This window comes from Rickettsiella massiliensis 20B, from assembly GCF_000257395.1.
Lineage (GTDB): Bacteria > Pseudomonadota > Gammaproteobacteria > Diplorickettsiales > Diplorickettsiaceae > Diplorickettsia > Diplorickettsia massiliensis.
On record NZ_AJGC01000002.1, the window covers coordinates 371,979 to 396,492 of the forward strand.

The 24,514-nt window shown below is 36.4% G+C and carries 27 protein-coding genes and 1 pseudogene; 21 read left to right on the top strand and 7 right to left on the bottom strand.

Annotated features, from left to right (window positions below; genetic code table 11):
- Window positions 1-71 precede the first annotated feature (71 nt).
- Complete coding sequence (dusA, locus tag S3O_RS0107685; RefSeq protein ID WP_235776217.1) at window positions 72-950, top strand: tRNA dihydrouridine(20/20a) synthase DusA; 879 nt, start codon at window positions 72-74, stop codon at window positions 948-950.
- Here dusA and S3O_RS16640 read toward each other — a convergent pair.
- The 4 genes from S3O_RS16640 to S3O_RS0107695 are packed head-to-tail and all read right to left on the bottom strand — an operon-like array spanning window position 872 to window position 3,959.
- A complete protein-coding gene (locus S3O_RS16640) occupies window positions 872-1,246 on the bottom strand; it encodes a FeoC-like transcriptional regulator (protein WP_083827716.1) in 375 nt (124 codons plus the stop codon). The genes dusA and S3O_RS16640 overlap by 79 nt on opposite strands.
- On the bottom strand, window positions 1,239-2,168 hold the full coding sequence (locus S3O_RS20485; protein ID WP_156792820.1) for a nucleoside recognition domain-containing protein: 930 nt from the start codon (window positions 2,166-2,168) through the stop codon (window positions 1,239-1,241). Before S3O_RS20485 ends, S3O_RS16640 begins: the two co-directional genes overlap by 8 nt.
- Window positions 2,116-3,693, bottom strand: a complete 1,578-nt coding sequence (gene feoB / locus S3O_RS20490; protein ID WP_156792821.1) for a ferrous iron transport protein B — start codon at window positions 3,691-3,693, stop codon at window positions 2,116-2,118. The genes S3O_RS20485 and feoB overlap by 53 nt, the downstream gene beginning before the upstream one ends.
- 17 nt (window positions 3,694-3,710) lie before the next feature.
- Entirely contained in the window at window positions 3,711-3,959 is a 249-nt protein-coding gene (locus S3O_RS0107695) for a FeoA family protein (RefSeq protein WP_010598507.1), read from the bottom strand.
- Window positions 3,960-4,095: 136 nt separating this feature from the next.
- Here S3O_RS0107695 and S3O_RS14350 point away from each other — a divergent pair, with 136 nt between their 5' ends.
- The 3 genes from S3O_RS14350 to S3O_RS14355 are packed head-to-tail and all read left to right on the top strand — an operon-like array spanning window position 4,096 to window position 5,591.
- Window positions 4,096-4,791 carry a Mur ligase family protein gene (locus S3O_RS14350; RefSeq protein WP_010598508.1) on the top strand — a complete coding sequence of 232 codons (696 nt, stop codon included), beginning with the start codon at window positions 4,096-4,098 and terminating at the stop codon, window positions 4,789-4,791.
- Entirely contained in the window at window positions 4,778-5,032 is a 255-nt protein-coding gene (locus S3O_RS15765; RefSeq protein ID WP_010598509.1) for a hypothetical protein, read from the top strand. The genes S3O_RS14350 and S3O_RS15765 overlap by 14 nt, the downstream gene beginning before the upstream one ends.
- A 1-nt stretch (window position 5,033) precedes the next feature.
- Window positions 5,034-5,591, top strand: coding sequence for a Mur ligase family protein (locus S3O_RS14355; protein WP_010598510.1), 558 nt, complete (start codon window positions 5,034-5,036; stop codon window positions 5,589-5,591).
- Here S3O_RS14355 and S3O_RS0107705 read toward each other — a convergent pair.
- Window positions 5,542-6,663 (bottom strand): glycosyltransferase family 4 protein, encoded by a 1,122-nt coding sequence (locus tag S3O_RS0107705; protein ID WP_010598511.1) that lies wholly within the window; start codon window positions 6,661-6,663, stop codon window positions 5,542-5,544. The two genes, S3O_RS14355 and S3O_RS0107705, sit on opposite strands and share 50 nt — an antisense overlap.
- Before the next feature lie 83 nt (window positions 6,664-6,746).
- On the opposite strand from S3O_RS0107705, the gene S3O_RS14360 reads away from it, so the two are divergent.
- The 9 genes and pseudogenes from S3O_RS14360 (at window position 6,747) to S3O_RS17440 (ending at window position 11,820) form a co-directional block, all read left to right on the top strand.
- Window positions 6,747-7,829, top strand: a complete 1,083-nt coding sequence (locus tag S3O_RS14360) for a UDP-N-acetylmuramoyl-tripeptide--D-alanyl-D-alanine ligase (RefSeq protein WP_010598512.1) — start codon at window positions 6,747-6,749, stop codon at window positions 7,827-7,829.
- On the top strand, window positions 7,805-8,080 hold the full coding sequence (locus S3O_RS16645) for a glutamate ligase domain-containing protein (RefSeq protein ID WP_083827717.1): 276 nt from the start codon (window positions 7,805-7,807) through the stop codon (window positions 8,078-8,080). The genes S3O_RS14360 and S3O_RS16645 overlap by 25 nt, the downstream gene beginning before the upstream one ends.
- A 109-nt stretch (window positions 8,081-8,189) precedes the next feature.
- Window positions 8,190-9,216: pseudogene (mraY, locus tag S3O_RS14365) on the top strand (phospho-N-acetylmuramoyl-pentapeptide-transferase).
- A gap of 56 nt (window positions 9,217-9,272) precedes the next feature.
- Window positions 9,273-9,878: a high frequency lysogenization protein HflD gene (gene hflD, locus S3O_RS0107720; protein WP_010598515.1), complete on the top strand. Its 606-nt coding sequence runs from the start codon at window positions 9,273-9,275 to the stop codon at window positions 9,876-9,878.
- Entirely contained in the window at window positions 9,875-10,018 is a 144-nt protein-coding gene (locus S3O_RS17435) for a hypothetical protein (RefSeq protein WP_192805919.1), read from the top strand. The genes hflD and S3O_RS17435 overlap by 4 nt, the downstream gene beginning before the upstream one ends.
- The gene (locus S3O_RS0107730; protein ID WP_010598516.1) at window positions 10,015-10,230 is read left to right on the top strand and encodes a protein kinase family protein; all 216 of its coding nucleotides are present in this window, start codon (window positions 10,015-10,017) and stop codon (window positions 10,228-10,230) included. Before S3O_RS17435 ends, S3O_RS0107730 begins: the two co-directional genes overlap by 4 nt.
- A 187-nt stretch (window positions 10,231-10,417) precedes the next feature.
- A complete protein-coding gene (locus S3O_RS20495; RefSeq protein ID WP_408005676.1) occupies window positions 10,418-10,675 on the top strand; it encodes a phosphotransferase in 258 nt (85 codons plus the stop codon).
- Window positions 10,624-10,764 carry a hypothetical protein gene (locus S3O_RS17795; RefSeq protein WP_192805920.1) on the top strand — a complete coding sequence of 47 codons (141 nt, stop codon included), beginning with the start codon at window positions 10,624-10,626 and terminating at the stop codon, window positions 10,762-10,764. The genes S3O_RS20495 and S3O_RS17795 overlap by 52 nt, the downstream gene beginning before the upstream one ends.
- 843 nt (window positions 10,765-11,607) lie before the next feature.
- Window positions 11,608-11,820: a hypothetical protein gene (locus S3O_RS17440; protein WP_156792824.1), complete on the top strand. Its 213-nt coding sequence runs from the start codon at window positions 11,608-11,610 to the stop codon at window positions 11,818-11,820.
- A 136-nt stretch (window positions 11,821-11,956) separates the two neighbouring features.
- Here S3O_RS17440 and S3O_RS0107740 read toward each other — a convergent pair whose 3' ends face one another.
- Window positions 11,957-12,337, bottom strand: coding sequence for a hypothetical protein (locus S3O_RS0107740; protein WP_192805921.1), 381 nt, complete (start codon window positions 12,335-12,337; stop codon window positions 11,957-11,959).
- A 1,129-nt stretch (window positions 12,338-13,466) separates the two neighbouring features.
- Here S3O_RS0107740 and S3O_RS0107745 point away from each other — a divergent pair.
- The 8 genes from S3O_RS0107745 (at window position 13,467) to S3O_RS0107790 (ending at window position 21,716) form a co-directional block, all read left to right on the top strand.
- Window positions 13,467-13,772 (top strand): hypothetical protein, encoded by a 306-nt coding sequence (locus S3O_RS0107745; protein ID WP_010598519.1) that lies wholly within the window; start codon window positions 13,467-13,469, stop codon window positions 13,770-13,772.
- A 35-nt stretch (window positions 13,773-13,807) separates the two neighbouring features.
- The gene (locus S3O_RS0107750) at window positions 13,808-15,970 is read left to right on the top strand and encodes a hypothetical protein (protein WP_010598520.1); all 2,163 of its coding nucleotides are present in this window, start codon (window positions 13,808-13,810) and stop codon (window positions 15,968-15,970) included.
- The gene (locus tag S3O_RS0107755) at window positions 15,951-16,172 is read left to right on the top strand and encodes a hypothetical protein (protein WP_010598521.1); all 222 of its coding nucleotides are present in this window, start codon (window positions 15,951-15,953) and stop codon (window positions 16,170-16,172) included. Before S3O_RS0107750 ends, S3O_RS0107755 begins: the two co-directional genes overlap by 20 nt.
- Before the next feature lie 246 nt (window positions 16,173-16,418).
- Window positions 16,419-16,712, top strand: coding sequence for a hypothetical protein (locus S3O_RS0107765; RefSeq protein WP_010598523.1), 294 nt, complete (start codon window positions 16,419-16,421; stop codon window positions 16,710-16,712).
- A gap of 161 nt (window positions 16,713-16,873) precedes the next feature.
- A complete protein-coding gene (locus S3O_RS0107770; protein ID WP_010598524.1) occupies window positions 16,874-18,184 on the top strand; it encodes a hypothetical protein in 1,311 nt (436 codons plus the stop codon).
- 375 nt (window positions 18,185-18,559) lie between these two features.
- Entirely contained in the window at window positions 18,560-18,937 is a 378-nt protein-coding gene (locus tag S3O_RS0107780) for a hypothetical protein (RefSeq protein WP_010598526.1), read from the top strand.
- Entirely contained in the window at window positions 18,934-20,475 is a 1,542-nt protein-coding gene (locus S3O_RS0107785) for a hypothetical protein (protein WP_010598527.1), read from the top strand. Before S3O_RS0107780 ends, S3O_RS0107785 begins: the two co-directional genes overlap by 4 nt.
- A 1,031-nt stretch (window positions 20,476-21,506) precedes the next feature.
- Window positions 21,507-21,716, top strand: coding sequence for an ATPase, T2SS/T4P/T4SS family (locus tag S3O_RS0107790; RefSeq protein WP_010598528.1), 210 nt, complete (start codon window positions 21,507-21,509; stop codon window positions 21,714-21,716).
- A 412-nt stretch (window positions 21,717-22,128) separates the two neighbouring features.
- On the opposite strand, the gene S3O_RS0107795 is transcribed toward S3O_RS0107790, so the two are convergent.
- Window positions 22,129-24,495, bottom strand: a complete 2,367-nt coding sequence (locus tag S3O_RS0107795; RefSeq protein WP_156792828.1) for a penicillin-binding protein 1A — start codon at window positions 24,493-24,495, stop codon at window positions 22,129-22,131.
- Window positions 24,496-24,514 lie beyond the last annotated feature (19 nt).

Genomic DNA, 24,514 nt, shown 5'->3' on the forward strand with positions numbered 1-24,514 from the left:
TATTAAAATAATATATATATATAACAATTTTTCTGTTAAGAAAAATGAAGGGCTATCATACCGTTTAAAAAATGGCAAGGGAAGCCTCTTGTTTAAAATTTATGCTAAAAATAACGAAAAATCCACTTATTTTCCCGATTTCGATTGCGCCTATGTTAGGTTGGACGACGCGTCATTTCCGCTATTTTCTGCGTCTTATTTCGAAAAAAACCCCACTTTATACCGAAATGATCACCTCCTCAGCATTATTATATCATTCAGATAAAAATAGCTTATTAGTGTTTGATGAAGGCGAGCAACCGTTAGTTTTTCAAGTAGGCGGCTCTGATCCGCAACAACTTGCCCAAGTAGCGTCTTCTATTGCAAAACAAGGTTATAGTGCGATTAATTTGAATGTGGGCTGTCCCAGTCATCGTGTCCAATCTGGGGCGTTTGGAGCCATATTGTTTAAAAAGCCAGAAATTGTCGCACAATGTGTTCGGGCGATGCGATCCACTGTTTCTTTACCGATTAGCGTGAAAACGCGTATTGCTGTCGATGAGTATGAATGCTATGACTATTTGGCTGAGTTCGTTAGACAGGTCGCCGCAGCGGGGTGTGTCACCTTTATTATTCATGCCCGAAAAGCATGGTTGTCGGGTTTAAGCCCTAAAGAAAATCGAGAAATCCCACCTTTAAACTATCCTTGGGTGTATCAGCTTAAACAGGATTTCCCAGCGTTAAGAATCGTTTTAAATGGTGGAGTGAATACGTTGCAAGAGGCCAATGAACACCTAAAGTATGTGGACGGTGTCATGATTGGGCGTGCGGCTTGGTACAATCCCTATCTGTTACGTGCTTTAGACCAAACTGAGGCATTGAGTTTATGCGATCAAATAAACGATCGGCTCATGATTGCACAGGCATATAGACAGTACATAGACAGTACATCACCACGGCGGAGCGGATAGGGCAAAATCGTAGTATTGGCGACAGCAATTGACATCGGCGATACAAAGTAGACAACCGCTTGCCCAACAACTCGATAGTTTATTGCAATCGATAACCACTGATAATGAGTAAATGCCTCTAAACTACATGTACTACAACGCGTGGCGCAAGCGGGTGTGTTACAGCATTTTTTTACATAAAATTCTAAAATAGCGAGTATTTCAGTTGGACTGCCTGCAAAAGCAGTAGAAAGTGCGGCTAAGGTGACCGTTTTTTTCTCAGCAATAAAATTTTTTATAGCTAATAAGCTAACCATGACAATCTCCTGAAGACGTTTCTTTCGGTGTTGAAGAAGGGATCACACAAGCAGAAGATTGGGTTTTTCCTGCTTTTTCTATTTTCCCGCGTAGTCGCAGAATCAGCCCTAAAAAAAGCAAACCGATAATCAAAAAATACAGTAAAGATTGTTTAGGATGTTCTGTAAATGTGGCCCCTTGGTAAAATAACGTTGCGACGCCATACGCGATACCGGTACTCCACAAGACTGAAAAAATCGACCAATAGCGTCCAATTTCACGGCGCATGACTGCCATGGTCGAGACACAGGGAAAATACAGCAGAATAAATAATAAATAAGCAAACGCACCGATTTTTCCATCAAAGTTTTGTGCCATGACACCATAGACACCGGAATTCACTGCGGGTGTTTCCATTTTATTGGCAAGAGGATTAAATAAATGTTCACTTAACGCTAAAAAATTATTCGGAATCGACAATGCCGCGGCTTTTAACTGTTCAGGAATGCTGGTTTGTTCTTCAACTTCTTCGCTTAAATGACCGGCCTGTGAATAAAGGGTATTTAATGTTCCAACGACGACTTCTTTGGCTAATAGACCGGTGGTTAACCCGACGGTGGCGGGCCAATTTTCTTTCTGTAGACCCAGTGGATAAAACAATGGTGTAACAGTTCTTCCAATTTGCGACAAAATCGATTCGGAGTTGGCTTCACCCGAAAGACGAGTACCCTGCAGACTAACTGAATTTAAAAAGCCGATTAATAAGCAAATGGGAATAATAAAGCGACCCGCTTTGACTAAAAATAATTTGAGTCGTTGCCAGGTATTAAGTAGCAAAGTACGCCAGTGAGGGAAGTGGTAATTTGGGAGTTCTAAAATCATGGGCGTGCTATTTCCTTTTAAGGTAGTTTTTCCTAGCAATAAGCCAGTTAAAATCGCCATGACAATTCCGATAAGATATAACGAAAAAATGATTAATGGGCCACCATGGGGGAAGAATGCCGCAACAAACAGCACATAGACGGTACATGAATGGCGCCATCATCGACGTTAAAATTCGATCACGTGGCGCCGCCAACGTCCGTGTTCCCATAATGGTGGGCACATTACAACCGAAGCCAACAATCAAGGGGACAAAGGCTTTTCCCGGCAAACCAATTTTGGCCATCAGTCGATCAATCACAAAGGCTGCACGTGCCATGTATCCCGAATCTTCGAGCAGCGATAAAAAAAGAAACATCGCCCCAATCACAGGAATAAAGGTGACCACCGTATTGATACCTTTTCCTAATCCGTTTGCAGCGAGAGCAACGAGCCAGGGTGGACATTGCAGTGTTTGGAGAATCGAGGAGGTTCCATGAATAAACAGTGCAGTACTCCCTATATCAAAAAAGTCTTGGAACGCTCCACCAATATTAATGGCAAAGAGAAAGAGGGCGTACATCATTAAAAGAAAAATCGGAATGCCCAACCAGCGATTTAACACAAGACGATCAATTTTCGTTGTGAAGGAGGTTGGACGTTTCTGATGCGTACAACTTTGTTTGACTACCGTTTGTACCCAGCGATAACGTGCATCGGCGATGAGTAAGTCCGGTTGTTCGCCGAGTTGCATTTTGAGTGTATTGTATTGAAGTTTAGCATAAGCTTGTTCGCCATCGGAAAGACCATTTTTAGCAAAGGGATCCTCTTCAAGCAGCCGTAAAGCATGCCATGAGGCCGGATAATTATCTTCTCGGTGAGCGAGGCGTTGCTGCAACGATTCCCAGGTCTTTTGTAATAAAGGACGCCAAGTATAATGAGGCATGGATGTGTTGTGAGGAGGCTGTGCAAGCGCTTGGTACAAAGCGGTGAGTCCTTTGCCACGATGGGCCACCATTGGAATGACCGGGCAGCCTAATACTAAACTCAGTTGATCACAATCAATGACCAGACCTCGACGTTGCGCAATGTCCATCATATTGAGGACCACAATGATGGGTAGTTGCATTTCTAATAATTGGGCCGTGAGGTACAGTTGGCGTTCAAGGTTACTGGCATCGACAACATTGATGACTCGATCAGGTCGATGTGAAAGTAAATAATCACACGCGATATATTCATCCATCGCGCTATTTTCGGCAACAATGCTTAATGAATAGGTTCCAGGCAAATCGACGGCCGCATAACGTTGCTGGTTAATCGTGCAATAACCGGTTTTTTTCTCGACGGTTACGCCCGACCAATTACCAATTTTTTGTTTACTCCCCGTTAATGCATTAAACAGGACACTTTTTCCACAATTAGGGTTCCCTGCAATGGCAATCGAGCCAACTTGTGAAGGTGTCGATACTTTCAGTGTCGACGTATTGGAAATATTATGTCGCGGGTCGACCGTGCGCGGACGATTATGTGGAATGGGTTTCCCAGCTTGTCTAGTTGTAATCGACTCAATCCACTTGCGAAGGCACCTTATTTTATTTTTCATGATTGATTTATCGGATTTTAATTTGAAAGTGCGACGTAAATATGACACGCTTCAGTAGAACGTAAACCAAATTGACTGCCTCGAACCTCGAGTTGTAATGGGTCACCCAACGGCGCGCGGCGCACAAGTCGGATGGGTGTTTGCCGAACAAGACCCAAGTGTTGTAAAAATTTCTGATAATCGGCGGCCATGTTTGGGCTAAACTCTTGGACAATCGCTGATTGTCCAGGTTTTAATTCGGTTAAAGGGATAATTTTTTGTGTCATAAACCGGATTTAAATGAGAATGATTACCATTTATAGTAAGGGTTTTGGGTGACCGAAGCAAGTAATCCATGTATGCTTTTTTCAATTATTTTTCCTAATTTGACCGGGTCGGCCCATATTGTAAGGTCCTCATTCTATGTATTTTAAGCAATTATTAAAAGGGATTGTTGATTGGCCCGTTGCGGAGGGCGCCAATCCTTGGATTCAGGGTCTTTGTCAAGATAGTCGGCAACTGAAAACCGGCGATTTGTTTTTTGCGTATCCGGGGAGTCAAAACGATGGTCGTGATTTTATCGATGCGGCGATGGCTCATAACGTCGCCGCCATTTTATTCGAGTCCAGAGCCGATGGGGTCGTGCCGGCAACAAACATACCCTGTATCCCGATAAAAGGGCTCGGCGCCTATCTTGGTTTAATTGCGGCACGTTTTTACGGTTACCCCAGCCAAAAAATGGCAGTGATTGGGGTGACGGGAACCAACGGAAAAACGTCTTGTACCCACTTTTTAGCGCAAAGTTTGCAGCGTTTGCAACGTCGTTGCGCGGTGATTGGGACATTGGGTAATGGCTTGTATCCGCAATTAACGCCGAGCGCGTTAACAACACCCGATGCATTGGAATTACAGCAATTACTCGCACAATTTCATCAGCAAGGCGCGGATACCGTTGTCATGGAAGTTTCTTCACATCGTTTAGCACAACAACGTTTAAATGGAACGATTTTTTCAAGTACCGCCTTGACCAATTTAACACGCGATCATTTAGATTATCATCAAACCATGGCGCACTATGCGCAGGCTAAGCGCTCATTATTTTATTTTGCCAGGTGTTGAACACGTGGTCCTCAATGCAGAGGATACGTTTGCTCAGGCATGGATAGCCGATTTAGCCATACAACGTGCACTCGTTCTCTATTCTTTACACGCGCCTCAAGCCGCGGTTGCGCAGATTTCCCATGTTTGGGTTCGACGTTATGTTTGTCAGCAACCCGGTTTGCGTGCCGACGTGGTGACTCCGTGGGGAGAAATACAGATTGAAAACCCGTATTTAATGGGGGTTTTCAATTTAAAGTAACTTGCTGTTAGTCTTAACTTTGCTGAAACTGCAGGGTTTTACGTTAACGGCTATTGCCCAAGTTCTACATGAAATTCAGGGGGTGCCTGGACGAATGGAGTCGTTTTATGCGCCCAATCAACCACTGGTTATTGTCGATTATGCGCATACCCCAGATGCCTTACAACAAGTTTTATTGGCACTGCGCCCCCATTGTCGTGGTCAATTATATTGTGTGTTTGGTTGTGGGGGCGATCGTGATCGCGGTAAACGGCCACTTATGGCACGCGTGGCTGAGCAATATGCAGACCGTGTGATGTTAACGGACGATAATCCACGTTTTGAAGATCCAGAACAGATTATCTGTGAAATTCAACAAGGATTTTCAGGGTTAACACCGGTCCAAATCGAACGAGATCGAGGAAAAGCGATTCAGAAAGCTTGGCGGCAAGCGCAAGCCGGCGATGTAATTCTCATTGCAGGGAAGGGGCATGAACCTTATCAACGCATCGCCGGCGTAGACCATCCCTTTAGCGATGCGATCGAGGTTCAGCATTTAGTAAACGCTCATAAAGCCTGAGTGTTTTTTCAATAAACGGCTGGGCGGCAAATTCCGTAACCGCTTTTTTTCGGGCCTGTTGACCCAACTCTGTGAGCGTTTCTTTTTGGGTAAATAGAGTAGTGAGCGTACGAGTGAGCGTCGCTAAATCATCGCAGGGCACAATCCAACCGTCTTGTTGTGGCGTGACATTTTCTGGTAACCCACCATAGTCGGACACCAACATGGGTAAACCCATCGCCATCATTTCGCGACAGGCAAACGAAATGGTCTCTTCAGCATTCGATAAAACAAAACCGATATCCCCGACGCCGAGCATCGGTCGAACATCCGTTAAAAACCCAGGAAAAATCACTTGAGAAGCCAAACCTAAATTTTGAATTGCCAATTGATCGGTAGTACTGGGTAACGCGCCAGCAATTAAAACCCGAATCGGGCTTCGTAATTCAGAAGGCAGCGCAGCCATGGCTGTTAACAACGAAAACCAGTTTTTACAACGCGCGGTTCCGGCATTGGAAACAAACACCAGATTTTTTTCATCTAAGCCATATTGTGCGCGTAAACGCTTCTTTTCAGTTAGAGAAACGGGTTGATAAAATTCGGTATCGATACCATTAGGAATTGTCTCAATTTTGTGGGTAGGCAACCCCGCTTGTAAAAGATGACGTCGCGTGGCTTGACTGACCGCAATGATCGCATCGCTCCCAGAGTGCATCCTTAACCAAGCACCTGGTTTTATTTTTAAGGCATTATGTTTGGTGACTACTAAGCGAGGTCGATGTTTTAAAAACGGATAAACACAGAGTACGGCACGATGATCTGCCGAACCATTAATATGAATGACATCAAAGGCTTGCTTTTCAAGCCAACGTTTGAACTTCCAAAGTGAAGCGATCTGCCACTTTCGAAAAATCGCTTTATAATTGATCGCAAAACAAGGGAAGGTATCTTCAAGGGTAGTATAGAGTCGAGAGTGGGGCGGACAGGCGACGGCAACGGTGTGTTGTGTGCCCAGTGCGTTGATTAATTGTAGAAGATAGGTATCTTGGCCACCGCCCAAGGCTTCATGAAAATTACACAATAAAATACGCATATTATTATTGTTAGCTGAAATTTGAAAAAATTATTACACTACAGTATATAGATGAGTCGCATTTTTTTCATTAGGATCATTGTGTGAGATTATCCGAATTAGCGCATTGGCTAAATGGACAACACGTTGGAACGGATCCCATTTTCAATAGCGTGAGTTTAGATTCACGCGTGCTGGAAAAAGGTGCCTTATTTATTGCAATAAAAGGCGATCAATTTGATGGGCATAAGTTTATTGAGCAAGCGCAACAACATGGTGCCGTCGCGGCGTTAGTTGAACAGGCCATTCCTTCATCCGGTTTGCCTTATGTGCAGGTAGCGGATACACGTCAAGCGCTGGGTATTTTGGCGCATCGGCATCGCCAACAATTTACGATTCCAGTCATTGCATTAACCGGTAGTTGTGGGAAAACCACGACAAAAGAAATGTTACGTGCGATTTTGCAGCACAGTGGTCCTGTATTAGCGAGTATTAAAAGCTTTAATAATGATATTGGTGTTCCGCTCACCTTACTTAATCTTAATTCCAGCCATCGTTTTGCTGTCATTGAATTGGGAGCCAATCATTTAGGTGAAATTGCGACGCTGAGTCAAATGGTTCAACCAACTTTGGCGTTAATTACCAATATTGCACCCGCGCATTTACAAGGTTTTGGTTCAATTGAAAAGGTAGCGGAAGCGAAATCAGAAATATTTTTAGGGTTACCGCCCACCGGCGTCGCTTTGTTTGAAAAGGCAGCAAAGTTTGCTGGTATGTGGCGTGAAAAACTGACTGAGCATCGTATCGTGGAATTTGGATTACATCACGCCCCGTTTTCTGTCGAACATCTGCAGCTAGATGAACAAGGGTGTGCCCACTTCCACTGCGTCACGCCTCAAGGTACTATAGCCATCCATTTAGCACTACCTGGACAACATAATGTACTGAATGCGTTGGCGGCGACGGCGGTTGCAACCGAGTTAGAGATTCCTTTAGCACAAATTAAACGTGGTTTAGAAACCATGGCCGATGTGCCTGGACGTTTGGCACGACAAAAAAGTCGGCAAGGCACTTGTATCATTGATGATACTTACAACGCGAATCCAGGTTCTGTGCAAGCGGCGCTACAATTTTTAGCGGCATGTTCTGGAAAACGTATTTTGTGTTTGGTGAAATGGCCGAATTAGGTGAACACGCCGCGCGTTATCATCAACAAGTCGGTGATCTTGCTAAAAAGCTGGGTATCGACGCGCTCTACACGTGTGGTGAACTGACCGCGTTGACTACTGAAACGTTTGGTGGTGGCGCACAACATTATGCGACGCAACAAGCGTTACTGGCTGCACTGCAGCCACAGTTACAAGCGGACACAACGGTATTAGTAAAAGGATCACGACGTGCACAAATGGATAAAATTGTATCGGCACTACTCGCTTAATTTAGGCGTGTTAATGGGTCTCGCGGATGAATCGCGATAAACTCTTTTTTAGGATAGCCATTCATTGTGTAAAAACTTAAAGCAATCCTGCGGCGATTGATGGGGACGGATGTTATTGTGGTTAACAGCATATCTAGCAAATTTTTACCGTGTATTTCATGTGTTTCAATAATCTGACGCTGCGTGCGATCCTCGCAACGTTAACCGCGTTTACCTTGTCTTTATGGTTAGGCCCGCGGTTAATCCAACTACTCAGTCATTATCAATGGGGACAGCCGATTCGTGATGATGGTCCCCAGGCACACTTAAGTAAAGCCGGAACGCCGACCATGGGTGGGGCGCTTATTTTAATTGCGATTCTCTTGACGACGCTTCTTTGGTCTAATCTTAGCAATTTTTCGATTTGGATCGTTTTATTCGCCATGACCAGTTTTGGTTGCATTGGGTTTGTCGATGATTATTTTAAACTCATTTTAAAAAATAGCCGGGGGCTAATCTCGCGGTGGAAGTATTTTTGGCAATCTGTGTTTGGTTTAGGTATTGCGATACTTTTGTATGTCCATGCGCAACTACCGATTGAAACTCAATTGATGATTCCCTTTTTCAAGAATTGGTTGATTCCTCTCGGCTGGTTATACATCCCGTGGGTATACTTAGTGATCGTTGGGAGCAGTAATGCAGTGAACTTGACCGATGGCTTAGATGGACTGGCTATTTTGCCGACGGTATTGGTCGGCGGGGCGTTAGGTATTTTTGCTTATTTAACCGGAAATGTGACGTATGCAAAATATTTGGCGATTCCGTTTGTTCCCGGAGTCGGTGAAATCGTCGTCATTTGTGGTGCGCTGGTCGGTGCAGGACTGGGCTTTCTTTGGTTTAATACTTACCCTGCGCAAATTTTTATGGGTGATGTCGGTTCATTAGGATTAGGGGCAACGTTAGGATGTATTGCCGTGGTAGTGCTTATTCTCCAAGTCATCTCTTTTCGATTGACGGGCAAACGAATTTTTCGGATGGCACCGATTCATCATCACTTTGAATTAAAAGGATGGCCCGAGCCGCGAGTGATTGTTCGTTTTTGGATTATTACCGTTATTTTGGTTTTATTTGGGTTAGCGACGCTTAAACTGCGTTAAAGTATTTTTAAAAATAAGTTTACTGATTACAATGAAACAACAAACAGATAGTCAGGATGTCGTATTGGCATTTTCAGGTCGCGGTATTGGTACGTGATTTGGCGCGTCACGGCGAAACGAATGAGCACGCCTTACAAGCAAGTTTACAAACTATTTATTGTTTAAACCCAGAAACTGTCGTTCAGGTTTATGGTGACCCGGCACATTTTCGTTTAGGCTTGCAAGCGTTGGTTCAGACATTTAGGCGTTCAAAAGTGGATCGTGACAAAGATATTGGGCGCTATTTGCTTGGCTTATTGCATCTAGAACGTAAGTTGCATCGTGCCCCAGAACAAAAAAAAATCTTGGCGCAACGTATGAAGCATGCTTTAGCCCAAGCCAATTATTTTGCTTCTTCCCCTCAACGCGTGATCCAAGCGCTTGCAGAAAGTTATGTCGCGACCTTGGGTAAATTATCTTTTCGTTTGCATGTGATCGGGCAAACAAAATTCTTGCGTCGTCCAGAAATTGTTGACCGAATCCGTGCGGTTTTATTAGCCGGTGTGCGCTCAGTGATTCTTTGGCGACAATTAGAAGGGACACGTTGGCAGCTTTTTTTCAAGCACCGCCATTTTGCAAACGTTGCCCAGCAAATGTTGGCAAGGTTGCCTGCGGATAAGTGATGAGTCAACCTTGGCAAGCGGATATTTCAATCACCCTGACTCAGGCTCAGCGTTGCATTGAGCAACAATTTCCGGATCTGGGGCGGTTAAAAAAATTCAATTTATCAGTGAACGCTGGGATAACCGTGTTTTTGCGGTGAATGAAACTTATTTTTTTCGTTTTCCAAGTAGAGAAGTTGCGGTGGCACTCTTGGCACAAGAAAATCAATGTCTTCGCTTGCTTCAGACGCGGTTAAGTTGCGCGATTCCAAATCCTCTTTATCAAGGGCAGCCTTGCGCAGATTTTCCTTATCCGTTTCAAGGTTATGTGCGTTTAGTTGGGAGCACAGATGAAACGTTAACACAGGTTTAACGATAGAATCACATTAGAACCGTTTTGCTTGCTTTCTAAAACAGTTACAGTATCGATGCGCAGTAAGCTTGCGCTCTGGACGCAAAGGTCCCTGTGTTTTATCGAACTTATCTCCCGAAAATCATCGCAAACTTTACACAGCGTGTCGAAAAACTAAGGGGCGACCTTATAACAAGAAATTAAATCAATTGCAGCGACTTCTTTTTCACCGACTGAGTTTGTTTTAGTTCATGGCAATCTTTACTATAAGCATCTGTTATTTCAGCAAGGACAACTCAGTGGCGTGATCGACTGGGGCGATATGAGCATTAGTCATCCAGTGGTTGATTATGCGATTTTATGGAGTTTTTCCCAAAAAGTAGTCATACGCATTTTTTTGAACAATATGGACCGGTGGACGAACCCATATGGCGTTACGCACGTTTTTTCGGTATTTATACCGTGATTTCTTGCTTAATCCATGGCGTGGATCAGTCTAATCAGATCATGGTTCAAAAATCCAGTGCGGCACTGCAGCGAGTTTATACAGAGTAGCGTATTGCTTGCAAACGATATCCATTTCATAATCGGATATTCTTTAGCGAAATGTTTAAGTATTACCTTGCTTTAAAGCCTGTTTACGTTTTTTTGAATAACGTTTTTGATTGAATGCAGCGTCTAGGGTAATCTCCTATTATTTTTTTGAGTTTTTATAAGAAACTAAGATTTATTTAAGCACCACGAACAGGATTTTTTTCAAAGCAAACGTTCAAAATTAGTTTATGTGTAACAAGATTAACTCTTGAGGATAAGGATTTTCTCGATAAATAGGAAGTATCATAATTTGTAATAAAAATAGAGCTTTATTTTTTTAAACAGTTATTCATATAACTTTTAATAAGAATAATTTTTAGATGAGTTTAATATTTTATTTTTAAACGTTTCTTTTTTAGATAAAATATTAGATTAGGATGGCTAACAAATATCTTGCTAAAGATATCCGAATGTTCGTGTCGGCTTGACGATCGTTCTGCCTCTTCTGTGAATACATCTTTGTGCACTTTTAGAAAAAGTGCACAAGAGACGTTTGAAAACAAGTGATTATCAAAAATAATAGGGAAAATGTATGATGTATTACGAACTGAGTGTCACCTCTGCCCTCTACAACGCTTTTGTTGCCTTCGAGAAGGAAGAGAAACAAAAAATTTTTTAAAAGTACGGTGATTGGGAGACACAACCACTTTTTAATGTATTCGCTGCGTATTTGTATTGGCGTGAACCAATATGAAATATAGCATAAACAAAGAAAGTTAATGACGATTGTCGGAAGTGTCTTGCTTGGCATGCTCCTCCTAATCTTTGTGTTATATCCTTTAGGTTTATTGAGCGCTTGGTGGCTTGCGCTCTTCATTTCTCCTTTTTATTATCGAGGAAATCCAAGAGTTAACCCAGTACTGTCTGGCTTCGTCTTATTGTCAGAAGCTAGAAGAAGCACTGACAACAGAAATCAGGTTGACGACAGAGTACACAGATACGTTACGTCTCAAGAACAAACGAGCGCCTCAATCACACAGAGTGATTGAATCTTTTGATACACCCCGTTGCCGTTGATTCGGCTGAGGACGATTCCTCAGAATATTCAGTAACCAACGCAACGACAAAGAACACACCACGGCGATAACCGATTACGGGACAATGACGCATAGGAAGCATAGTTAACTAAAAGTCTTTGTAACGCTTGCGACGCTCAATAATCGGGAATGAATTTTTTTCTAGACTCTTTACTGATAATTAATTCATCTTTCCTTAACACTAAATATTGTTGGCTAATAATCTTTTGTGTTTTATCCGAACAAATGAGTAGCTCTTTGGGTTTAAAAAGATAAGCAAATGCTTTGTCTCCTAAAGATTGGTCAATAATCGTAAAATCCAAAGTATTAATGGCTAATTTTCCCTGCATAAAGCGTTTTAACATCGTGACGCTATGGATTAAAGGAATTTCGGACAATGAGCGTTTATCCGGTCTTCCTACACCATAAATCAACCAATCCGGATTAATATCCAGTGATTTAGCAATGCGTGGAGCCAACTTTGAACTTTGCAGGTCGCGATTAATCATATAATTCATCGACTGCTGTGAGATTTTACAGATTTTCGCGGCTTGTGATTGTGACAAGCCTTTGTCATGATAATATTTTTTAGTCTTTGAGAGAAAGACATAACAACGCCTTTTATAAAATAGCGATGAGCGAACGCCTCTTTAACATGTTGTTTAAGTTTTATGCGTTGACTAGTTGCTAAACGAACCAATCTGTTTTATCATTAACAGATAAGTTGATTAAACAAAAAGCAAGTCGAATATATCTTAAACGGTCCCGAGAGGGGATTCGTCATCATTTGTTTGTTAGATAATTACGAATAGTTGATGATAATTCTTTTAATAAGTAAATGCAAAAATTACTTAAAAAGTTATTAATATAAAAAATAGTGGCTCTAAGCGTGTGCCATCAGAAAACAATAAAGTACTACGATTGTATTATTTTATGGCATAACTTATTAGTTCAAAGCAAGCAAAAAAGCGAAGCTCCATAAAAACGGTCTGTTATCAGTTCAGTGTTGCTTTCCTTTAAAATAAAGAAAGTCAAGAGTTTATAATTCATTAAAATTTTTAAAAAACATAAAAATTAATTAGTTATATAAAATGTAGTCCGGTAACCGTTGTGACTCCCTTCCTTAAGTAGTTTTAGGAAACATTATGTTTAATAAGCTGCCTCTTATTTAATACAAAAAACATAAAGGGTTGAATGTGTAGTTTAACTTTATTAATTATAAACTCTAATAAAGAATAGTGTATTACTGATATAAGCAATGCAATTTAATCGTTCCTTGACTCAAGCTCTAGTAGAGAGGTAAAGCTGAACCTCAGGTATGGCTGTTAAAAGATACTATTATTCTGAATTAAATCGTTAAAATCTTTTCAATTAAACACTAAATAAAGGTTGATGTATAGATAGCAAGATGCGGGCATAAAGATGAAACTATTGATTCAAAAAATTTTATTAATTAATTACACTTTAGAAATAGAACAAAAAACTTATTTCAAAGGAAGGTATGTTAATGAGCTATTTTTGGAAAGTATAAAATTTTAAAAATGTATTAATAAATATTTCTATATAATATAATTCCTCTGACATTAAAGTATTTTATTCTAAAAATTATTTAAAAGTCACTCAGATATTTTTTCAAGGATAAGTAAAATGGACAGAGAATTGGACTTTACACCCGAAGTTAATTCAAAAATTTTTTTGAATATTTTAGATACTATAGAAGAACTTTCATTTGCAAATACCTTAGACGTAACTTCCATTGAAGTTATTCTTAATACTAAATCTGCACAACAACTATTTGCCTTAAATCATTCTTTATCCTATTTATCTTTTAAAGAAAGTCTAACTAGGAATATCTTTGATTTTTTATTAGAAACCCCTCATATAATATTAATTAATAAATTTCTGATGTGGTTTAAAGAATTGATATTTGATAAGCCTGAATTAAGATATTAGATAAATTAACGCAATTTTCAGATTTAGAGAGAATATTGAATCAATTAAATCAACTAAATTCAGACAATATAATCACTAAATCAGAAGAATATGATGTAGTTTTTGCTTCATTGGAGCTTATTGAAAATAAGCTCAATTCCGTAGAATATATTCATTTGCTTAAAAATTCAGAACAACCGTATATTTTAGCAAACGCTATTATATCACTAAAAAATGAAAACTTATTAGTTCCCTCTTATCTAGAATTTGTTAGTGATACTAGTACAACCCAATATTATCCAATCATTAAAGTGCTGATATTAACTAAGCTCAGTGAAGCTAAGATCTTAACTCAAGAAAACTTTGAACTTTGTGTGGTACATAGCAATCTAGTGTCTTTAGAAAATATTCTTCAAATCCTATCGGAACAAAAAAAAAGCTATCTGGAAAAATATTTTACGCACATTATTAGAAAAAAAACAAAAACAATACAAATATATCTTCATTTTTTTAAAAAAAATATGTTATTAGAAGAATTATATTTAGATCTATTAATGAGTTTAAATGGTTCTAAATTAGAATATTTTGTTGAAATTCTATCATTAAGTGAAAGTTATTTGAAAGAAAATGTTAATAAATTAATAATTATAAGTTCGATGAAAAAAAACTATCTGAGAAAAATAGTTGAATCAATTAATCTAATAAATTTTGAAGGTTATTTAAATAATAAAGTACTAGATCTTCTATTATCAAATCGCATTCCTTCTAGCCAAGTTCATGAATTTTCCCAAAGTTATATAGTTTTATATACCCATGGATTAAATGAAGAACATTGGGTAGATAAAATTTTTTTGAATCCTAAGGGGTTAATGCTGAGTATATGTATGGTTAATCTTCATAGAATAAATATTCTATCCTTAGAAAAATTTAACAAGATAAATCACATAGAATTGATAGAATATTATTATCGAATAATTAAAAATTTAAATATTTTAAAAATATTCAATAAGAGTAATTTTGAAAATATAATATTTTTAAGTAAAAATATTGATTTAGATAACTTTAAAAAAATTAGTCTAAAAAAAAATGTTGTTGAAGATTTTTATTTAGATATATTTAATGTTGTTCGTGATCAGAAGATTAATCAACTTGATAAATCAACAAAAATTTTAGAATTACTGGATAAAGATTATTCTAAGAAAAGAACATTACCAATCAATCCAGTTCAAAGTACTCATTTAGCTTCAATAAATCAAGGATTTACTAATTCAATTCAGAAATTTAAAGAAAGTTATGGTAGAATTCTTATCAATTTAGATTTAAATGAATATTATAAAGAGATTGAAAATGATCTTGATAATGAATTTAAAGATGATGACCCTGTTAAATTTTTAGCGGCAAAAAGAGCATTAAATGGAATTATTCGCGATCCAAATTTTTTTGATGAACAGTCTCAATTAAATTTAGAAAAAATTTTTGTTTTATTATGGCAAGGCATTCAAGATGAATCACAACGAAGTGGAACTTTAAGTGATGCAAAAAAACAACTTTTGGAAGGTCTTTATGAAATTCAGCGCGGGGGAAATTTTAATACCCAAGGAATAGATAATAATTTACCTGATGAGCCTATTTGTTGTAGGGGTAGTATTCATAAATTGCTCGAAAAATTAGTAGGAATACATAGTTTTTTATATTTTTCTTATATCACACCTGAACTTGCGAGTTTAAAGCTTCCAATTATCATACAAGAGGAAGCAAATAACTACTTATTAAGTATTGATCCTTACTATGTTTTTCAAAATTATGATCAGTTAAAAGAGCAAGGAGTTTCTGCTATTTGGAGGGAAATTGAGTTTAAGGTTCGTGAAAGAATGTTGGATGAATTTGGAATATTATATACATCGTCTGAGAGCGGACGTGTTAGTGATTCCTTTGAAATTTTGCTAAATAATTATCAGTATATAGATTTAAACTCTGATTTATTAAATAGTATTAAAGTATCTCAAAGTTTAAAAAAATTGGAATTTTCTCTTGTCTCTCAAGAAAGTTGTATAAGTAGCGAACATTCTTCCTCTATAAAGAAAAGAAACATAAATCGATGTTTTGAAGGTAAAATGAAAGGAAAAAAAATTTATTGGCCTGCTTTAATTAAAAGTAGTCAAATAAAAAAATCAATAAGTTTTTTAATGGGTATTTTAGATGACAAAAAAAATATCTAGCTTTGATTATAATAAAGCCTCTTCAGAAGGAAATAATTTAGAAAAATTAGAATCTATACTTCAAGAAAAGCTTCTAGACACTGATATCGACGATCAGGTTGATATAGTGGAATTAGAAAATACAAGCGGCAGTAAAGCATTTTTAAGTGTTAAGAAAAATGATGAAATTGAAAAAATTAATTACCATTATTTATTGTTCTGATATTAATAGTAAAATTTTCTTAAAATTTGACTTAGATCTTAATTTTGAAGATATTATTGAACTCTATAAACAGCTTTTATTTCCTCAAGAAGCGTCCTTTTATATAAAAACAAAATTTTTCAAGTATACGATTCCTAAAGATCAAATTATTAATGAACTTGAACCTTCCCTTCCTATAAAACTAAATTGGATAAAATCTTCCTATCATCTTGAATCATTTGATAACTTATTAATCAATGAGGAACTATGGTCCTTTTTTTAGTTGATGATGAAGTCATAACAAGCGCAAATCAAATTAATATAATAAAATTAGATTTAACTCGACGCCCCTTTAAGTTTATTTTAGAAAAAATAACAGCTATTTTTAGCTTAGATATTCAACAACAAATTAATTTAGGTAATATTTTAAATAGTCCTTATGTAGAGGTTGCACAAATTCAAGATCCCGATATAACTTCTGATAATTTAAATGAGTTCAGAATCAATTTATTAGTAAAAATAATAGAGGCATCTAAAAAAAATTATCGCTTGATCCCTTAGTATTAACAGAATTGGCTAAAGATTTCTTTTTTACTGAGCTGAAACCATGTTTAAACAATCAAGAAATAGATTTAATATTAAATAATGTTATTAGATTCCATGATTTTTCTGTGTTAAACATACATAATCTCGTAAGTTCTTCTAGGCAGATTACAGTATTGATGCCACCTCTACTCCAAGCTATGAATGGCCACACCGATAATTTAGAAAAATTAACTCTTATGATGGGTAGTGATTTAACTTTTAACTACATCTACCAAAATTTAATTAAAGATAATAACTTTATAAAATTGTTTCCTAAAACAATTGATGTTTTAAATGAAATAAACTTTGCTATTACCTCACCAATTTCAAAATTATTACTTCTTAATAGTTTTTATGAAATAGCTTTAATATTAAATAAAAATCATCCTTTGACTCCTGAGTATCAATTAGCAAAAAATTTATTAGTCAATAATAGTATCATTTTTGGAACAATATTAGTGGAGTCTTTAGGTTTAGATTTAGGTTTTGCAGGTTTAATTATTGATTTAGGTATTACTATTCATCAATTAGAAACATTTATTTATTATTTTCGTGAGAAAGAACATCTAGATATATCTTTTTGGGAAGGTATAAAATTTGAATTAGGTTTTTCTAACAGTATTACCTATTTATTTGAAGAACGTGAAATATTGCATAAGTATACACTTTTTGTTAACAGCTTATATGAAAAAATATCCCTTGATTACCAATTTTTATTATTGAAAATTCCAAACTATGAAGAAAAAAAATCAATATTTATATCTAAGCGAGAATTTCCTATTGATTTACAGGATCAAATAAATAAAGGTAAATTAAATTTTATTTCAACATTTGGTTATCGATATAGCTTAAAAATTCCTAAAAGCTTTTATAGAACACCATACCTTCATTTATTTAACTATGAAAAAAAACAATATAAAGTTACTAGATTGGATAAGTTCCTCACCGTTAATTTCACTCATGCTTTTGAGCAATTTGAAGAAAATAATATTTTTGTACATAAGGAAAAAACGTGCTTCGATCATTATTTAGAAAATTGTTTATATAGCCTCAGACTAATATCTAATTGCTATATACGAAAAAGGTGTAGGGAAAAATTTTATTTAATTGATAAATGGAAAGTTGTCTCATCAACTGAAAAAAAACAAAATGATATTGGAGTTTATCTACAAAAAAAAGCCAATTTAATTATAAAAAATGAACTGGCTGGTTTACTTGAAAATACTCACCCAAGAAGTCCTTCTGTATCAAATAATAAATTATTGGTTTTATTTTGCCCGCTCTTTGGAAATATGGAGATAATCGATGGTGATTTTCTTAAAAATATATCGTTAGATATTTTAATTCATAACTCTCCCTACGATGAGTTTTTTATAGATGATAGATCACTACTAAATAGTAATTTTTTTTTAAAAATGATGGATATGCTAATAAAGTCCGTTATTTAATTTCAAGCACCAACATTTTAAGTTCAATTTATGATAACAGCAAAAATTTATCTATTGTAACTATTGATCTATATCAAAACTCGTTGTCAGAACCCATAACTATGATTGATAATAGAACTTTAAAATTTGGGAATATAGGTCCTATTTTTAATGAATTAAATTTAAAAAAAATATAAAAATTATATTAAACATGAATTTTTACTTAAAAGGAGAATTTAATTTCTTTGCTAATTCAATCTGCATGGAAAATATTCGAAGTTCTTCTACTGAAGAAGTTAGTTTTAATTTAATGAAAGAACAAATCTTTTTTGTTAAAAATATTATAGGAAACTTTGTTTTTGTTAATCCAAGTGAAAATTTAAGAATTAAATTTTTTTGAAAAAATTGAGTTATCAGGTACTTATTGAAAAAAATAATAATTTTTTTCATGTGATTACTACTATTAATTCAAAAGATTTAAAAATTACCCCCTTTTCAATTCATAAATTAACCAATTACTTCTCTGTTTCAGCATCGAATAGAGGCCTTTTTTTTAATTTGGAAGGTTTTTTAGGTAATTCTTATCAAAAACTAATTTTAGAAAATGTTTATTTTGTGAATAATCAAAGTTTTAAAGTCAAATTTAACTTTCAAAATAATCAATGGAGCTGTCTTTTTTTTGGACTATCTGTCAATAAATTCTTACTTGGTGATATTAAGCAATTAAAATCTTTTTTAATAATAATTTTTTTAAATATTTTTTATTTGAGATGAGTAATGGCCATGAACGTATTGATTACACTGATGAAGAATTAATAAAATATAAAAATATCTCCTATATAATAGATTCAACATTAGGATTACTAGCTGTTGGTGGAAAAATAATAGAAACTATTCATTTTGGTGAGAGTTTTAAAGATATATTACCTAATGTTAGTATTGATTTTCGCCAGAAAGGGTTGTTAAAAAAAATTAACTCGACGGCGCTTCGCGTTGGAGAACGTGAAGTGTATGATATCAGTTTTAATCAACTATTATTAACTGATCAAGGTAGTATTTATCTAGGGTTGCTGCCTATTTCAATTGATTATGTAAATGCAAGACAAAAAAATGTTTTGGCAATAAATGAAGTTAAGTATAATTTAAATCTATCTAAAAAAGAGCTTGAATCATCAAATGTTAATCAATCGGTTAGCATAGTGACTTTGGGATTAGGCGGGATAGGTTTAATTTTGACGGCAGTGGGTTTCTTTTTTTATTATAAACATCATAGATATTTACATCAAAGTTTCCCTAGTCCTTTAATAAATTTAGTGGTTGCCTATACTTTAGTCAAGCCAACGCAAGCTTCATTGGATAGTAAATCTAACTCTGATTTTTTTAAGAACCATTATGAAGCAATCCATTATCATAGTTCTACTGAAAATAGTAATGAGTTAACACATAATTCGATTCGTTATTTTTTTGATAATTTGCCTAATAATATTATCTTTGCTAAGTATTGCTGTAACTTTTACATTAAAGTGAATAAGATTTTTTCTGATTATATTGAGGAAAAACTATTTAATGCTAATCAAGTTTTATATTCATTGGGAAATGAAATAAATAAGTTTTTAGAACTAAATTTACCAGAAATTAATTATAATTTTATTTATAATTTTCATAAGATTATAATAAAATTATGTTTCTTCAAGATTAAAGATAATTCTACTATCTTTATTGAAAACATATCTGAGTTTTATTGGTTAATAGATTTTATAAAAAAAATAAATACTTTAAAAAAAATATTAAGAAATTATAATTTAAATAAACTAGATTCTATTAATTTTTTATTAAAGCAACTTTCTAAAATTTATTTCTTTATTAGCAATGAAGTTCACAAAAAATTAGCTTTACCAAGTGAAAATACTATTTTAGATCTAATTGAAAAAATTAAAATAAGTGATAAAAACTCAAATAATTTTTTCTTGTATGTGCAGCAACGTTTAAATATATTGAATGATAGTTTATATGATTTTAGAAAAATTAATAAAAAAAATTTTAAAGAGCTCTCCTACTTCTTACTTAATGTTTTCTTGGAGGCTAAGCGTTTAAGTTCCTTTCTAGATAAAAATTGTTTATTTGAAAATATTGAATTAGTTGATTTATTTAATCATGTTAAAATGAAAACAAGATCAAAGTTTACTAAATCCTATTCTTTATCAACAAATAAATACCCCTTTTACTTTTCTCAAAAATCTAAATTTATTGATAAAAATATTGATTTAACTGAACAATTAAATGTTGATGTAAGCTATTTTAATCATTATTAACATGTTTATGTCTCATTGAAATCGATAAATGATAGGATATTATGTTTATCATTTTACAATTATATAATGAATAACCGAGATTTATTTCTGTCTTTGTTTGTCTAAAATAAACAGATGATCTTCGTATCTTACGAAAAGATAATATCGCTGTTATACTGTATCCAAAGTAATGTTGATTTATCCTATATAAGTATTATTTTCAATAGAATGTACCGAGTTATTTGTTAAGCTAAAAAAGTATTTTAGAATATTAATTATGTGTTGAAAATCATTTAATCTTATTTTCTTTAAAAATATTGAGTATAATATTTGTGCTTTTTTACGCTACCCTTACCGCTGTTTTTCATGAAGCCTTACACTACGCTCGGTGAACTTAGATTATTAAAAACTCTGTAAAACTAATTATCTGATCCAGAAGTCACTGAAATTTTATTGAATAAACCCGAGGAAGTTTACATCGAAAAAAGTCAACTACAACGTTATACCGTCCCTCAATTGAGTTTATCACTTTTAACACGTCTTTTTCAATTAATCGCTAATGAGAATCACCAAGACATAATTTAAAGTAAACTGTTACTTATAGGAAGTCTCGCTAACGGATCGTCTATCCAGCTTATATTTCCATACACGGTGTGTTGTCGGACTTTTTTATGTGTCGGGAAGTAAGTCAAAACATTAGCCTCTTTGATTATAAAAAAAAGATTTTACGAGCATATCGTAAACTTTTACGTAAAGATTTTAATCTACAATTAAATTCTCAAAAAAGAACGTGTTTTACAACAGCCTTATTGTACTAAAATTGCTCCTTGTTTATCCGAAAAGTACTGGCACTGAAAAAAAGATTGTGATTTCAGGTAGAACATCGAACGGTAAAATAGCTTTTTTTATGAACTGTTTACGTCTAATTTCAGAAACAGAACGTGTTTTATTATGAGAAGATACCTGGGAGGTGCATGATCCTCATCCGAGTCAAGTTAATTTACTCAGCTGTAAAATGAACAAGGCTTAGCAAGCGATTTTATGAAGGCTTCGTGCAGTGTGCACTGCGTTTACGTTCGGATTACATTATTCTCAGTGAGATTCGTCGTCGTGAAATTTTAGATTTTTTAGGTGCCAGCTTTACAGGGCATGAAGGTTCTATTATATCCATTCATACGAGTAATTCACAGATTGCTTTGATGTGTATAAAACAACTATATAAAAAAATAATATACCTTCAAGGTCTGACGACGATATTTTAAAAGAAGTTCATGCGATCGTGGACGTTATTATTCAATTAAAAAAGACCCAACCACACGGTGTATGCAATCGATTTATTATAAGGAGGGTTTGCCCGGCAAGCCGCTATAAAGAACGTACTTATCTCGGGAAATTAGATCTTTTCTAGCGTTATTGATTGTATGAATATATTTTTCGGAGAAACTGAATAGACAGTAAAAAAATCAGAGATAGCACGGTGTTGGATGGGTATCCTTGATAGTCCTTGTCTTCGAGATAAAACAATGCTGGTGGGTCCATAAGCAAAATAGGTAAAATTTCTCACCTGTATTCGGATGTATGGCGGATTATTTTAAGAATCTATGTTGAAAGAAAGACTGCCCGTTTAATTTAGGCATTCCTATCAATACGTTAACAAAAAATAATTATTCTTTACTAAAATAAGGGTTCATGAGTGGTTGAGTCTTCATGAATCGACGCTTGATTGGACGAATCCAGCGTTTGCTCGATTTCATCTTCCGAGATACTTGATTCTTCTTCTGGTACTCGGGGAAGATTATCTTTACGGAAATATTCTAATATGGAGCCTGGTGTTCCTTGAGGTAAACGATAACCAGAAACCGGATCAATGCTGGCGGTCACAATATCAGGTGGTTGTGGTAGAGTGTGTTCTGGTTTTCCTTTGAGTGCAACACGCATAAAATTAATCCACATGGGTAACGCGGCTTTGGCACCGTACTCCAAAACAGAGCTTGGCTGATCAAATCCAACCCAGACCGTGGAAACTAAATCTCGATTAAAACCAGTAAACCAGGTGTCCACATAATCACTGGTCGTTCCCGTTTTCCCAGCTAAATCATGTCTTCCTAATGTTTTCGCTTGTGAGCCGGTTCCGTAATGAATGACATCTTGCAACCCTGAAGTAATGAGAAAAGCGATGTCGGTTGGAATAATCTGGGGTGCATAAGGATGACCTTGTTTATCCATGACGGGAATCCATTTTTCATCCACAATACAATCTTCGCAGGCGGTTCTGGGTTCTGCTTGATAAATGACGTTTCCTTCGCTATCCGTAATATGATCAATCAGGTACGGTGTTACCAGATAGCCACCATTCGCAAACACGGCGTATGCACGGGCTAATTCCATAGGAGTAACTTCACCGGTCCCTAACGCTAAAGAAAGGTTGCGCGGTAATTTTTTTGCATTAAACCCAAAACGTTTGGTATAGGTTAACGCATAGGAAACATCAATCGCTTGCAGTAAACGTACGGAAATAAGATTAATTGATTTAGCCAGCGCAACCCGTAAACGAGTCGGCCCACTAAAAATATGGTTATCATTTTGTGGACGCCAAGGTTCATCACGACCCGGAATGTCAAAAACAAGGGGCGCATCATTAAACACATTGGCTAAGGTATACCCTTTGGCCAGGGCGGCGGCATAAATAAATGGTTTAAATCCTGATCCGGGTTGACGTTGTGCTTGAATAACACGATTAAATTTACTCAAACGATAATCAAAGCCACCGACGAGTGCGGTAATGGCGCCGTTTTTGGGATTTAATGCGACTAAAGCCCCTTGTATTTTAGGGATTTGCGCCAGTTGCCAGCTCGAATTTGTTTTTTGGACGCGAATAATATCACCTACTTGGACTTTATTTTTTAACGCTTCAGGAGGTGGACTCAGTTGTGTGGCGTCCAGTTTGGGGTCGATCCAAGCCAGGCCCGACCACGGCAGAAATATGGACTGATGATTCGCGAGGAGTGCCTGAACACCTTGTTCATCTATGGTAGTGACGATAGCCGGTTGCAAATTATAAACAGGCGATAAATGATGGAGTAGGGAAAGGGTATGGTTAAATTGGCGGGCATCTGTAGAAAGGCGATTTTGTTCTGGGCCACGGTAGCCATGGCGTCGATCGTAGGCAAGTAACGCGTTGTGAAGCGCACTATTGGCAGCAATTTGTTGCGTCGTTTCTAAGGTGGTATAAACATTATACCCTTTTTTATAAATACTCTCGCCAAAGCTTTTGTACATCATATCACGGACCATTTCGGCGACGTATGGTGCTTTAACAATATCCCCTAGGTCCGTTTCAATACGAATTTGCATTGGCGTTTTAATCGCTTCTTGATAAGCGGATTTAGAAATATAACCGAGTTCAAACATTCGGAACAACACGTGATCACGACGTTGTGTGGCGGCAATAGGATTGGCGAGAGGATTTATTGCGGAGGGTGCTTTGGGTAAACCGGCGATAGTGGCCATTTCAGGGAGGGTCAATTGACTTAAGGTTTTGTCAAAATAAACTTGAGCCGCAGCGGCGATTCCGTAAGCACGGTTTCCTAGAAAGATTTTGTTTAAATAGAGTTCAAGAATTTGATCTCGCGTGATAGATAAAAAATTTCGAGCGACCTGCATAGTAATGGTACTTCCGCCTTGGGCTTTGGTTCCAGTCAACACGAGTTCGGCGGCAGCACGGAGCAAACCATGCATATCGACACCATGGTGCTCTAAGAATCGTTGATCTTCAGTTGCTAAAAAGGCATCGACCATGAGAGTGGGGACATTATTGAGCCGGACGAGATTACGATGTAATTCTCCAAATTCAGCAATCGGTTGGCCATCTTGCGTATAAATCCGCATTGGAATAGGTAATTGTACCGAACGGAGTTCTTCTACATCGGGTAATTGGTGATCAAGATATAAATAGAGTGCACACAACACAACGAGAGCCGTGAGAAACAAGCTGAAGAGCATAAGCAGTAGATTGCGGACCCAATGCGGAGATCGTTTCATAATTTAAGACAATAATACT